The sequence below is a fragment of the Flagellimonas ochracea genome, assembly GCF_009903685.1.
In the GTDB taxonomy this organism is placed as follows: Bacteria; Bacteroidota; Bacteroidia; order Flavobacteriales; family Flavobacteriaceae; genus Flagellimonas; species Flagellimonas ochracea.
The window spans coordinates 531,976-545,365 of record NZ_JAAABI010000002.1 but is presented as its reverse complement, the minus strand read 5'-3'; the positions used below and the strand labels follow the sequence as shown (position 1 = coordinate 545,365).

The following is a 13,390-nucleotide window of genomic DNA, read 5'->3' as shown; positions in this document are numbered from 1 at the left end:
TAAAGCATCAATTTTTTTGGTATGCCAAACTTTCCCCCATTTTAAGCGAAGTTTTGTTCAATTCGTATTTATTGTATCCTAAAATGGAGAGAAAATCAGATGCCGTTTGTTGTTCGGCAAAGACGGATGTCTCAAGGTCTCCTTGAAAATTTTTATGTATCAATATATGTTTGGGATGAGGAATGAGGCAATGCTGCAATCCCCCAAAACCGCCGATAGTTTCCTGATAGGCCCCAGTGTTGAAAAAACCAATATAGAGTGGCTTATCCTTTTTGTACTTTGGCAAATGAATCGCATTTAAGTCTTGTTCCGAGTTATAATAATCATCGCTGTCACACGTCAACCCTCCTAACAGAACACGCTCGTATTCGTCGTGCCACCTATTGATTGCCAACATGATGAACCGTTTGCTTATGGCCCAAGAATCAGGCATTGTGGTAATAAACGATGAATTGACCATATTCCATTTTTCACGATCATTTTGTTGTTTTTGGTAAAGCACTTGATAAATGTTTCCACCACTCTCTCCCACCGTAAAACTGCCAAACTCTGTAAAGATGTGGGGCGGCTCAACACTAGCTTCCTTGCAAGCTTGACTAATTTGATGGATAATCTCATCAACCATGTACTCATAATCGTAGTTGAACGCCAATGAGTTTTTGATAGGGAATCCCCCACCAATATTCAGACTATCCAGTGTGGGACATATCTTTTTAAGACTAATATAAACCTTCAAACATTTTAGAAGTTCGTTCCAATAATAAGCTGTATCGCGAATTCCTGTATTGATAAAGAAATGCAGCATTTTGAGTTGGACCTTTGGGTTGTCTTTTATTTTACTGACATAGAAGGGTACGATATTCTTGTACCCTATGCCCAAACGCGAAGTGTAGAATTCGAACTTGGGTTCTTCTTCAGAAGCTATACGTATGCCAATATTAAAATTACTTTCTATGTTTTCACTCAACAGGTCTATTTCCTCAAAGTTGTCTATGATCGGTATACAATTCTCATGGCCACTGTTGATAAGCCTGGCTATATTTTGAATATATCTGTCCCTTTTAAAACCATTACACAGTACATACTGTGTGTTGGATATTTTTCCGACACTCTTTAGATTTTCAACGATATCAATATCAAAAGCTGATGATGTTTCGATATGAATGTCATTTTTAAGAGCCTCGTTCAATACATGTTCAAAATGAGAACTTTTGGTGCAGTAGCAATAGTGGTATTTCCCTGAATAGTTGTGTTTGTTTATTGCAGTATTGAACCATTTCTTTGCCCGTTGGATATTTTCCGATATTTTGGGCAAATAGGTGAATTTTAATGGGGTGCCATAGCGCTCAATAAGGCGCATAAGGTCTATTCCATGAAATTGCAATGAACTTTCCTGAAGCTGAAATTCTTCTTGTGGAAAATCGTAGGTCTGTTCGATCAAATCGATGTATTTGGTTTTCATCTTTATTTGGCATTATAAAATTTCTAGTATCAAGTCCGAGGAAGAGACTATCATTTAAATGCGAAATACAAACATCGTATGTGTCAAGAAAGAAAACCCTCGTGTGAAATCACGAATCTGAAAATACATTTTGGAAGCCAGCCCTATTATTCGGTGTCCTATCCCTAAGACGGCTTTTTGGCTAGACTTCCTTATTGCCATAAGCCCGAAATTGAAAAAAGTTTTCAAAACAAAAGGCAATGCGTCCGGTTAGATGGACTCATTTACTAAAGTCAAACTTAATAAAAAAAACAATTCACCAATCCTTGTTCTAAATAGTATCGACGAGATGTTCTTAATGCAAAACTTCAAGACTGTCCCGAAATAAGTTCGAATAACTGGGATTGGAATAATACAGCTTGGTACTTACACCTAAAAATTAAGGTTTAAAGAAGAGGGCGTAGTGGTTCATTGTATCAAAAAGATTTCCAAATAACCCTACAATTCTTTTGCTCCAAAAAACGAACAAAAAGCCCTCTTTTAGATACCGTTCATCATTCCAATCGAGCGATAAACCCCCAATTCATGGCTTGTTTTCTTCCCAAATAACGTGGATTGGCCTCTTGCCATTCATCATCAGACCGTACCCAAAATACCAGTTTGTTGTCCCCTTTTTTAAGGGACAACTGTATTTTTTCCTCTCCATCCATCATTCGCATAAAATTGTGTGTGTCAAGCTCTCGTCCAAAAAATACAGGCTGATTATTTATTGTGATCATTAATACCTGGGTGTAATCAAAGGCCAATGTAACATTCCTGTCCGCTTCAGAGATAATATTCGTTTTGGCAAAAACTGATTCTTTGGGATGGTCAAAATATTGGGCCAAATTCACGATTCCATTTTTATCTGTTTTAATGTTCCTCCAATTGTGCTCTTTTTCAGCATCATCCAACCATTGATAATATTGCCTTTGGGAATATATATTGCCCTCTAGTTGCTCCGAGATTTCCCAATCCGTTAAATACGTCTTTTGGTTTTCTGCTTCTTCTACGGGAAAAGGATTTTCCAACTCACGAATTTCGATGTTTGCAAAGTAGGCCTCTGCAAAACTTGTTTTTAAAAAGATGGCTCCTTTATCCACTTCATGCTGTAGAAGTTCAACCTGCATGTTTGGTCTATCGTCATCTCCGATGAAAACCCTCATGTTATTCCCATAAACTTCCATTTTCAAGTGGAACCATTCTTCTGGTTTGAATGTTGCTTCTGTCTCATAAATGGGTGCATTATAGAGCTGCCAAGGCAGCGCTGCGTTGTACACAGGGGCATATTGTAGCGCATCTTCTTTTCCTCCAGAAAAAACCCTACAATAAAAAAACTCATAATTGAATAAGTCCTCCGCATGGAATCCTATCCCAGGCATCGCCTTTCCGGCAATATCCATTTCCAACACAAAATTTTCATAGGTTTTACCTTCGAGCTTGGCTATTTTGTGTCTTCCTAACCGTAATGCTACTTTCCCTTTGTAATTTGTAGTGTGAAAATCAAGAGTCTGGTTATTCTCATTGTCGATGATATTCCAGTTTTCTTTGGTCAAAGGAATGTTTTGCCCCATTATCATTTGACCTGAAATCAATGTCAGCATGGCAAAAAGTCCCATGCTCCGTTTAATACATTTTTTGTTCATGTTTTCTTTTTTTCAAAATTCGAGCGAACCTTACTGTAACAAACCATCAAAAGGCATCTATTTATAATCCATATCACGTCCATTTTATAAATTGTACCCATGACAGCTAATGAAAGAAACTACGTAAACAATTGTATCCAGGAAATTGTGGCGCGCTACTTTCCAGAAAAGGCCTCTTCGGAGGTAAATCTCAGCCAGCGAGATTTGCAGTACTTGATTGATCTGATGGATGAGAAGTCCAATATCCGGATTAGTCTATCCACCATGAAACGGCTCTGGAAAAATGACTTTAACAAGATGCCCCATCCCAGCACCTTGGATGCTCTGGTTTCTTTACTGCACTACGAGAACTGGAACGACTTTCGACAAGATCAGCACAAAGATTCTTTGGTATCAGGACCATCTTCAGTCAGACCCAAACCTTTTTCAAAGAAAGTTCTTGTTGTTGCTACATTGAGCATTGTAATTTTAACCTTTCTCCTGATTTCTTTGGTCACGCAGGAAAAACAATTGGTAATCCCTGAAAATGTTTCCTTTTCGGTCAACAAAACAGTGGCTTTCAATGTGCCGAACTCGGTTATTTTTTCCTATGACTTGACGGAGGTCAAAGCAGACAGTTTTTTCATCCAGCGGTCATGGAACCCCACTCATAAATTCCCAATTGATCCAAACAAGAAAAACTTCTCACAGATTTACTACTACCCCGGGTTTCACTGGGCCCGGTTAATAGCCAATGACAGTATTATCAAAAGAAAGCGAATTCTTGTACAAACGGACGGTTGGTTTGCAACGCTTAAATCTGAAAGGCTTCAAGAAATTCCAATTTATCCCAATCAAGAGAACATTATATCTGGCGGAAAGCTTAAAGTTGGGGACCGTGATCTTCAAGAATCCGGCGTGGATCCCAAACAGAACTTAATCCTTTCTTTTTTCAATATCCGCGAATTCAATGGGCTTCAAAGCGATTCCTTTGTGCTGGAAACAAAAGTGCGGTTTGAAGATTCAAGAAGCTTGATATGCCCTTATATGGAAATGGTACTAATTGACGAAAAAGATGTTTCTGCTGTTGGCATCGTTGAAAAGGGTTGTGAAAGCAACCTTATGTTAAAAATAGGCGATGAATTCTTAATGGGAGCGGAGAATGACTTTTCCGCCCTAGGGGTAAACATGAAGGAATGGCAAACGTTGAAAATTATCGGTAAGAATCAATTCCTTGAAATACATTTGAATGACGTTCTGGTTTTACAAACCCCCTTAAAAGGAACCTCCGGTAAAATTATGGGATTGATCTTTACCTTCACTGGCAAAGGGGTCGTAGATTATGTATATTTAAAGGATTTGAACGGTAAAATTCTATATTCCGATGAATTTGACGAAAACTAAATGCATTATTATCCCCTTTTTATTCTTGTTTTGTTCCGTTTTGCAGTCCCAATCGTTTGACGGCGCTTGGGAGACTGTTTTACAAAACGAAGCAGGTGTTGACACCCACTATGTGACCATTTTTTCTTATGGCTTCGTCTCTGAAGCATTCTTTGACAAGGAAACGGGAAAGTTTGGCGGGACTTGGGGAGGTTCTTTTAATACAAATAACGCCACCTTTAACCACACCTATGAATTCGCAACATTTGATCCCAGTTTGGTAGGCACCTCAGAAAGTACTGAATTTGAATTTATTGATGGACAATTACATATGGCGGATAAGGTTTGGACACGAATCGATGATGGTGGGCCAGGAGAACTAAATGGTGCATGGCTCATTTCAGGGAGAAAACGTGGTGGAGAAATGCGCCAAATGGACACTTCCCGCCCCAGAAAGACCATGAAGATTTTATCGGGCACCCGATTTCAATGGATTGCCTATAATACAGAAACAAAAGAATTTATGGGGACCGGTGGTGGAACCTATACCACCAAGAATGGAAAATACACGGAGCTAATTGGCTTCTTTTCAAGGGACGATTCGCGTGTTGGTGCGAGTTTGGAATTCGACTATGAAATCAAGGATGGGGACTGGCACCACTCTGGATTAAGCAGCAAAGGAATGCCCATCTACGAGATTTGGAGTAAAAGAACCCTATCTGAATAGGAAAAATCATGAAAAATATAATTGTTTTGGTTTGTTCCATAACTCTTATGGCAAACTGTGTCGAGAAAAAAAAGGAGCCTAAAGAACCGACCATAGAGGACATTCTTGTAGAAGACACTATCCCAACCAAAGCGAATGACACAGAAAAAGTGATTTTGGACAAAAGTAGCTTTAAGGCCAATGGCTCTGAACCCTTGTGGGACCTAAAACTGTTCGAAGACCATTTTGAACTGGATATGAACGAAATGCAGTCGACGGCTGCACTTACGGAACCCATAACTTTGGATGGCTCCAACCTTAGAATGTATCGCATTAAGAATGACGCTGCTGCAATAGATATTATTATTGCCCAAAAGGAATGTATCGATTCCATTACCAACAAGAAATCTCCATACACCGTGACCATTTCCTATAAAGACACGGATAAGAACACAGCCACCATTTTGGAAGGATGTGGTTCTTATGTGATAGATTACAGACTGCATGATATGTGGGTGCTTCATAAAATAAATGGAAAACAGCTCTCGACAATGAACGTTAAGGGAAAGGATTTACCCTTTCTTGAAATCGATACCAGGACCAATCGTTTTTCAGGTATGGCCGGTTGCAACAGAATGGCCGGAGGGATAACTTTTGAAAAGGACGCGCTACGCTTTTCAGAAGCAATGGTCACTAAAATGGCCTGTCCAAACCTTAAGCTGGAGACCGAATTCTTGGAACTGTTGCCACATGTGGTTTCCTATCACATCGAAGACAACAAGCTTTACTTATACGATGAAAGCCAACAACCCTTATTGCAATTCAAAAAAACAGATTGATATGAAAAAAATCATTCTATTGCTTATTCTTCCATTGATGGCACAGGCACAAAAGTCAGAAGTAGAAATCCCCCATTTTGTTGCGCTTTACACCTTGGGCGCTTCATGGAATATGGAGGTTGAGCCGATGGAACAACAATTTTTTAAAGAACACTCAGCGTTTCTTGCACAACTACGTAAAGATAGTACCATTGTTGTGGGGGCCCGATACAGCGATACGGGAATGATTGTTTTTAAAGCTTCTGATCTAAAAGCAGCCGAAACACTGTTGCATGAAGATGTTGCGATACAAAATGAACTTTTTAATGTGGAAGTGCATCCTTTTGATGTTTTTTACAAAGGATGCATCGATTGACTTAGATAAGACCAAAGGGAGGGGAATACGCTATTATTTTTAACTTTTAACAACTTGTTTTTAACAGAATCTACTAAAAAAGGTGATTTTTTAAAGGTTATTTTCGATTTCTACAACACCTAAAAATCAACCAGCCCATGAAAACAAAAATTCTTTTCATTCTCTTTTGGGTCTTTTGTGCTGCAATCCATGCACAATCTCCATCAGAAGAAAAAACAAAGTCCAATAATGCCAATGAAGTGGTGTACAATGCCGAAAAAGCCAAAAAATATGGGGCTGATGACTACGGAATGAAGAAATATGTATTTGCTTTTTTGAAACGAGGACCCAATAGATCATTGCCAAAAGAAGAAGCCAATGCCCTGCAAGCAGCCCATTTGCGCAACATTGGGAAAATGGCCGAAGAAGGAAAACTGGTGCTGGCCGGTCCGTTTTTTGGCAACGATGACCTTCGTGGCATTTACATTTTTAATGTAGATTCCGTGGAAGAGGCCAAAAAGCTCACAGAAACCGATCCTGCCATTAAAGCCGGCAGTCTGGTTATGGAGTTGAAAGAATGGTATGGCACTGCAGCCCTCATGGAAGTTAATGAAATAGGGCTTACCCTTACCAAAAAACCGATTGTCGATTAGCTCTATTTTACCATGAAAAATCTTCGTTTATCAAAAAAATTTAGTGTTGTTTTCTTTTTTACATTAGTGCTGAACTCCCAAGCACAGGACATGGAACTTCCATATTATCAAATACCAGAATATCCTGAAGATTTTGGGCCTGGTAATGTTGTTGCCCGAATGATAGATGCACTCGGATTTCGATATTATTGGGCCACCGAGGGATTGACTGAAAAGGATTTGGATTACAGCCCTTCTGAAGGGGCAAGGACCAGCAAGGAAACTTTGAAGCACATACACACCATGTCCAAAATGATTTTGAACGCCGCTGATGGAAATCCAAACATCCGACTGGAAAATCCCCCTGAACTTTCATTCGAGGAAGTTCGCAAAAGCACATTGGGGAATATAAAATTGGCCAGTGACAAAATTCGAGGCAAGCAGGCCGAGGAATTCGAGCAGTGTAACGTTGTTTTCCAAAATGGGGATAGGGAATCCGTGTATCCGTATTGGAACATGATAAATGGCATGCTTTCGGACTGCATGTACCACACAGGCCAAATTGTACTGCTCAGAAGAATCACCGGAAATCCCAAAAATCCCAAAGTGAGTGTTTTTTCGGGAAGGTTAAGGGATTGATTGGCCACAATACCGATTGTTTCTTCCTTACTTATACGGCCAGATTTTGTCAACTGCCACTTTATAGGTTGGATCTTCCAACATGTTTACCTCAATGATGTCGTCCGCATTTTTAAGGAGTCGAATACAATCTTTACTGAGGTGCTTCAGATGTACCTTTTTGCCTACTTTTCGGTAACGCTCCGTAATTTTATTTACAGCTTCTATCGCGGACATATCCACTACACGGCTTTCGGCAAAATCAATAACCACTTCATCTGGGTCGTTGAGCACATCAAACTTTTCGGCAAAAAGGGTAGTGCTTCCAAAAAAGAGTGGCCCATAGATTTCATAGTGTTTCACTCCATCCTCATCAATACTTTTTCTGGCACGAATGCGAATGGCATTGTCCCAAGCGAATACTAACGCCGAAATTATGACCCCGACCAAAACGGCCAAAGCCAAATTGTGAAGGAACACGGTCACCAAGGTTACCAAAATCATCACCAGTACATCTGATTTTGGCATTCGTCTAAAAGTTCTGAGGCTGGCCCATTCAAAAGTGCCCAAGGCCACCATTATCATCAAACCGGTCAATGCAGCCATCGGCACTTTTTCTATTAAACTGGAACCGAACATAATAAAAGCCAACAGCATCACGGCCGCCACAATCCCAGATAACCTAGCTCTGGCACCATTGGAAGTATTAATCAGACTTTGCCCAATCATGGCACAGCCGCCCATCCCTGAAAAAAGACCAGAGAGAATATTCGCGGTTCCCTGGGCTACAGCTTCCTTGTTTCCACGACCACGGGTTTCTGTGATTTCATCCACAATGTTCAAGGTCAATAAACTTTCAATGAGTCCTACCCCGGCCACAATGGCCGCATAAGGAAATATAATTTTCAGGGTTTCCAAGGTAAAAGGCAAATCAGGAATATGGAAAGGAGGAAAGCTTCCTTGTATGGAGGCTATATCGCCGATGGTCCTAGTCTCTATATTAAAGAAAAATACGATTCCAAATACCAACAATATGGCCGCCAAAGACGCAGGAACCACTTTGCTCAACCTAGGAAGTCCCCAGATAACCAACATGGTAAGCAGTACCAATCCCAAAAATATATACAAAGTGCTTCCAGTGAGCCAACTTCCATCCAAAGTCTTAAATTGATCTAACTGTGACATAAATATGATTATGGCCAATCCATTGACGAATCCAAAGATTACGGGATGGGGCACTAAACGCATCAATTTTCCCAAACGCAACAGACCAGCAATGATCTGCAGCATGCCGGCAAAAACAACTGCTGCGAAAACATATTCCACGCCATAATCCCTTGCCAAACTTACAATTACAACGGCAACCGCTCCAGTGGCGCCAGAAATCATCCCAGGTCTACCGCCCAAAATAGATGTGACCAATCCCATCACAAAGGCAGCATATAATCCAGTTAAAGGAGATAATCCTGCTATCAACGCAAAGGCTATGGCCTCAGGGACCAGGGCCAGCGCCACTGTCAGTCCAGATAATACTTCAGTACGATAATTTACTTTCTGTGAGAAGTCAAAGAGATTAAGATACTTTTTCATGGCTTTGTGTTGAAGCCGGCAAAAATAGGGCTATTCAATCAGAGAGACCAACGAAGGGATGATTTTTAAGGATTTCATGATCTACCAGTTGGTCAACCCCAATAACTTCTTGCCAAGTGTGGTTAATTTTGCGGTATTGTATTTATCGCGTTCCCAATTTCGGGGGTCTCCGGGAAAAGCATAGCCCTCTGGTGCGATTCTGTGTTTCCATGAATTGATTCTCCATTCCCGCAGTTGTTTGTTGTCCTCTTCGGCTGGCATCATGGAAATATATTGTGCTATCCGCACCTTGTTGCCCGATTTATTGGGCCTGATCCCATGTGCCAAAGTACTGTTGAAGATAAGGAGGTCCCCGGCATCCATCTTCACTTTTACAATCTTATCCTCCAGCCCTGTAATATCTGGCTGAAAATGGTCCCGGTCTTCAGGTTGGGTGAGCTTCCAAGTATCATAATTTTGATAAAGCCAAGGGATGCATTGAAACCCTCCCATATTTTCATCCGTTTGATCTGCCAAGGCCAGAACACCCTGCACATTTTGTGGTCGGGTTTCGGGATCATAATCCCAATGGATGAATCCTTTTTTATTTTGGCCCGGCCGTTGTGGAAAGTTTAAATTGGCCCGATCAATGGTCACCCATAGTTTTTCGGTCCCCCAGATATCCACAAAAGCATCATACACCCTTCGTGTTTGTCTGTTGTTCCATAAATGTTGATGGTTGTAGACCTCTACCATTCCGGTTCCTGTTAACTCTTTCATTTTCATTTCTGCTCGAGGTGGTGTGTGCCAAGTGTTGGCATCGTTGGGGTCCTTTTCGTCAAACTCCCATAAAAAATCTGCCGTGGCCTTCGCTTGATGCTTTGGGACAGCATTTTTTATGACAACGTATCCATTTTCAATCCAAAAATCCCAATCCTGTTCAGAAAGTACCCTCAAAGTCTTTCCGTTTGATCTATCGTTCAATTTTATCTTACTACTGGTTGCCGTGGATGGATTTCCTGGAATTTCTTCATGTGCTTTGTTGGCCATTTCCATTTTCATCTTTTTCTGTGCCATTTTCTTACCTCTTTAATTTAATGTCCGTGATTCAAAACTAGTCGCCTTTGTACATTTCATCTACCTTACTATTGACCAGTATTTGAATTATATTGATTTATATTGATTATTTTCAAGTCATTTAAAACAATAAAGTGAAAATTCAATTGGAAAACATTCGGCCAGATGATAAAAGTTCTTTTCGGCTTTTGCATAACCCAAAACTTAACGACCTGTTCTTTTGGCACTTTCATCCCGAATTTGAATTGGTTTATATTGAAGGGGCCAATGGCACACGACATGTGGGACGTCACATATCAGCGTTTAAGAAAAGTGATCTGGTTTTGATAGGTTCCAACATTCCACACCTGAACTTTGATTATGGCATAAAAACAGACTATAGAAAAGAGGTGCTGCACATCAGTGCTTCATTTAAAGAAAAAATATTTAATGAAATTGAAGAGCTCATTGACGTTTATGAGTTGTTGGGGAAGTCGCAGCATGGGATTGCTTTTTTAGGGGAAACCAAGGAGACTGTTGGAAATCAGATGAAGCAATTGCACAGGATGAATACCTTTGAACAATTCTTGCAAATTCTTCGCATTCTAAAACTATTGGCCAAAAGCGCTGAGTTTGAATTGCTGCACTCCAAACCAATCATCAACGATAAAGCCGCAAAACAGCAACTGCGTCTGCAAAGGGTCTATTCCTATATTGATGAACATTACTCACAAAAAATCAAGTTGGAAGAGGTCGCCAAATTGGTCAATCTTGGAAAGGAGGCATTTTGTAGGTATTTTAAAAAGTCCACCGGAAGTACCTTTACCAATTTTTTAAACCAATACCGTATAACACAGGCAAAGCGGTTTTTGCTTTCAGGCAGAAATATAAGCGAAACCTGCTATGAATGTGGTTTTGAAAGCTTGTCCTATTTCAATAGGACTTTTAAAAAGATAAGTGGTGAAAACCCTTCAGCCTATAAGAGCAATCAAACCCGATAAAAAAGAATCGCTTCAAGCTAAAGTGCCCAAAGCGATTCTTAACTAAATAACCAACCAAAAAACTTGTTTGTATAGTCGAACACTAATTATTTTCCTTACATTTTTCTTTGTCTTGTCACATTCATTACCGGGTTGTTGCGCTTTACTCGTTTTTTTGATGTCGTGCCTCCCGATTTTAAGTACTGCTGATAGCCCCTTCCTGTGAATTCATACGCAGTGCCACTTGCCGTGTGATACAGTTCAATAGTACTATCATCAATAACGTACAATTCAAAATAATCATTGCCCAAAAAGTCATAATCCAGCGTTAAAGTTTTCAAGGTCGGGTAATTGGCTACATCAAATACTTGGTAGTTGCCCTCGTAATCCCATTTCAAAGCATTCAAAGGGATTCCCACTGCATCTATCGAAGACCTAAAAACACCAATCTCCGCCCCAGAGATAAACTGAATATAATTCTCGTCGTCAAAATCATTCAGTGCCCCTACTTCACTGGTATAGGTTTTTTCCCAAACCGAATACTCCTGTAAGAAATAATGCATATTGTCGTAAAAGACCCTATCGTAATCAAAACTGTTTCTTTGATATCCCCTTAAAATATAAGAGGTGTTTGAGCTACGTTCATAAAATTCCAGCGTACCATTGTCCAAGGCAGATATATCCAATAGCCAAATTCCATCTATGTCATGATCAATTTCTACAGCCCCCAAAAGAGTGGCATAAGATCCCACGTCTATTCCAAATCCATTCCCTGTTTTGCCAATGCCCACCAAATTATTGTTGGCATACACCACCCCATTTTTAAATGAAATGGTAAAAGCTTGCTGTAAAAAAGGAACCTCACCATTGCCCTTGGTCGCATTGATGTCCACATACCATAGGTCGTAAGACTCCAAGAACAGTGCTGCATTAAACGGTGTCTCTTCTACGATAATATCATCTTCAACAATCACTTCCGTATAACAAGAGCTCAATAAAAGTCCAAAAAATAGTAGTCCAAAGTGTAGTTTTCCAATTTTCATAACTCGATATTTTGGTTCAACCATATCTTTTCAAGCATCATGCCAATGTTTTTAACTATCTGAAAATCAATGATTAAATTTGGGTCAAATATATTTTTTAGCTTTAATCGCTAAATTGGCACTATGAGGGAAAAATTACGTTTTGCCGTATTGGGAGGTGGAAGCTGGGGCACCGCTTTGGTAAAGATGCTTTCGGAGAACTTGGATACGGTCGGATGGTACATGCGGAACGAATCTGCAATTCGGCATATAAAAAATGAGGGGCACAACCCCAATTATATAAGCGCTGTGGAGTTTGATGTTGAAAAATTAGCCTTAAGCCATGACATCAACAAAACCATTAGGGATTCAGATGTCCTAATTTTTGCCATTCCCTCGGCTTTCCTAGAGAATGAGTTGAAAAGTCTAACAGTTTCCCTAAAAGACAAGATTATTTTTTCTGCCATCAAGGGAATTGTTCCAGAAAGCGGAAAAATTGTTGGAGAACATTTTCACGATGAATATAAAATCCCCTTTGAAAACATTGGAGTAATCACAGGTCCATGCCATGCTGAAGAAGTGGCCTTGGAGCGACTGTCTTATCTTACCATTGCTTGCGCTGACGACGATAAAGCCAAAAAAGTGGCCAAAGTTTTGGAAAGTGATTACATCCGTACCAAAATTTCTGATGATATCATTGGAACGGAGTACGCCGCAATGTTAAAGAACATTTATGCTATTGCGGCGGGAATTGCCCATGGTTTGGGCTACGGGGATAACTTTCAAAGCGTTTTGATGAGTAATGCCATCCGTGAAATGAAACGCTTTATAGATCGCGTATACAAAATGAAAAGGAACATCAATAATTCTGCTTATTTGGGAGATCTCCTTGTTACTGGATATTCCACTTTCAGTAGAAATCGTATGTTCGGCAACATGATCGGCAAGGGATACACTGTAAAAAGTGCCATGATGGAAATGAATATGGTCGCCGAAGGTTATTATGCGACCAAAAGTGCGCACCTGCTCATGGAAAAACTAAAGAAAAAATCCAAAACTCCCATTATAAATGCGGTGTATAGCATTTTGTACAAGGGTAAGAACCCAAAAAAAGTCTTCGCCAAATTGACGGAAAAACTGGATTAG

At 40.1% G+C, this 13,390-nt stretch carries 13 protein-coding genes; 8 read left to right on the top strand and 5 right to left on the bottom strand.

Annotation, left to right across the window (positions count from 1 at the left end):
* Positions 1-7: 7 nt before the first annotated feature.
* Together GTQ34_RS08075 and GTQ34_RS08070 are read right to left on the bottom strand one after the other, a co-directional pair.
* Positions 8-1,462: a type III PLP-dependent enzyme domain-containing protein gene (locus GTQ34_RS08075; RefSeq protein WP_166523263.1), complete on the bottom strand. Its 1,455-nt coding sequence runs from the start codon at positions 1,460-1,462 to the stop codon at positions 8-10.
* A 533-nt stretch (positions 1,463-1,995) separates the two neighbouring features.
* Positions 1,996-3,126 (bottom strand): 3-keto-alpha-glucoside-1,2-lyase-like domain-containing protein, encoded by a 1,131-nt coding sequence (locus GTQ34_RS08070; protein ID WP_166523262.1) that lies wholly within the window; start codon positions 3,124-3,126, stop codon positions 1,996-1,998.
* A 99-nt stretch (positions 3,127-3,225) separates the two neighbouring features.
* On the opposite strand from GTQ34_RS08070, the gene GTQ34_RS08065 reads away from it, so the two are divergent.
* The 6 genes from GTQ34_RS08065 (at position 3,226) to GTQ34_RS08040 (ending at position 7,638) form a co-directional block, all read left to right on the top strand.
* The gene (locus tag GTQ34_RS08065; RefSeq protein WP_166523261.1) at positions 3,226-4,509 is read left to right on the top strand and encodes a hypothetical protein; all 1,284 of its coding nucleotides are present in this window, start codon (positions 3,226-3,228) and stop codon (positions 4,507-4,509) included.
* A complete protein-coding gene (locus GTQ34_RS08060; protein ID WP_166523260.1) occupies positions 4,490-5,215 on the top strand; it encodes a membrane or secreted protein in 726 nt (241 codons plus the stop codon). The genes GTQ34_RS08065 and GTQ34_RS08060 overlap by 20 nt, the downstream gene beginning before the upstream one ends.
* 8 nt (positions 5,216-5,223) lie before the next feature.
* Positions 5,224-6,033, top strand: coding sequence for an META domain-containing protein (locus GTQ34_RS08055; RefSeq protein ID WP_166523259.1), 810 nt, complete (start codon positions 5,224-5,226; stop codon positions 6,031-6,033).
* A 1-nt stretch (position 6,034) separates the two neighbouring features.
* Entirely contained in the window at positions 6,035-6,388 is a 354-nt protein-coding gene (locus GTQ34_RS08050; protein WP_166523258.1) for a YciI family protein, read from the top strand.
* Between the two features lie 137 nt (positions 6,389-6,525).
* A complete protein-coding gene (locus GTQ34_RS08045) occupies positions 6,526-7,020 on the top strand; it encodes a YciI family protein (RefSeq protein ID WP_166523257.1) in 495 nt (164 codons plus the stop codon).
* A 90-nt stretch (positions 7,021-7,110) separates the two neighbouring features.
* Positions 7,111-7,638, top strand: a complete 528-nt coding sequence (locus GTQ34_RS08040; protein WP_235914991.1) for a DinB family protein — start codon at positions 7,111-7,113, stop codon at positions 7,636-7,638.
* A 27-nt stretch (positions 7,639-7,665) separates the two neighbouring features.
* Here the strand turns inward: GTQ34_RS08040 and GTQ34_RS08035 are convergent, their stop codons facing one another.
* Together GTQ34_RS08035 and GTQ34_RS08030 are read right to left on the bottom strand one after the other, a co-directional pair.
* Positions 7,666-9,207, bottom strand: a complete 1,542-nt coding sequence (locus GTQ34_RS08035; RefSeq protein ID WP_166523255.1) for a SulP family inorganic anion transporter — start codon at positions 9,205-9,207, stop codon at positions 7,666-7,668.
* Between the two features lie 81 nt (positions 9,208-9,288).
* Positions 9,289-10,263, bottom strand: coding sequence for a phytanoyl-CoA dioxygenase family protein (locus GTQ34_RS08030; protein WP_166523254.1), 975 nt, complete (start codon positions 10,261-10,263; stop codon positions 9,289-9,291).
* Between the two features lie 134 nt (positions 10,264-10,397).
* On the opposite strand from GTQ34_RS08030, the gene GTQ34_RS08025 reads away from it, so the two are divergent.
* Positions 10,398-11,243, top strand: coding sequence for a helix-turn-helix domain-containing protein (locus tag GTQ34_RS08025; RefSeq protein WP_166523253.1), 846 nt, complete (start codon positions 10,398-10,400; stop codon positions 11,241-11,243).
* Positions 11,244-11,338: 95 nt separating this feature from the next.
* Here the strand turns inward: GTQ34_RS08025 and GTQ34_RS08020 are convergent, their stop codons facing one another.
* Positions 11,339-12,265: a nicotinic acid mononucleotide adenyltransferase gene (locus tag GTQ34_RS08020; RefSeq protein ID WP_166523252.1), complete on the bottom strand. Its 927-nt coding sequence runs from the start codon at positions 12,263-12,265 to the stop codon at positions 11,339-11,341.
* Positions 12,266-12,388: 123 nt separating this feature from the next.
* Here GTQ34_RS08020 and GTQ34_RS08015 point away from each other — a divergent pair, with 123 nt between their 5' ends.
* Positions 12,389-13,390: an NAD(P)H-dependent glycerol-3-phosphate dehydrogenase gene (locus tag GTQ34_RS08015; RefSeq protein WP_166523251.1), complete on the top strand. Its 1,002-nt coding sequence runs from the start codon at positions 12,389-12,391 to the stop codon at positions 13,388-13,390.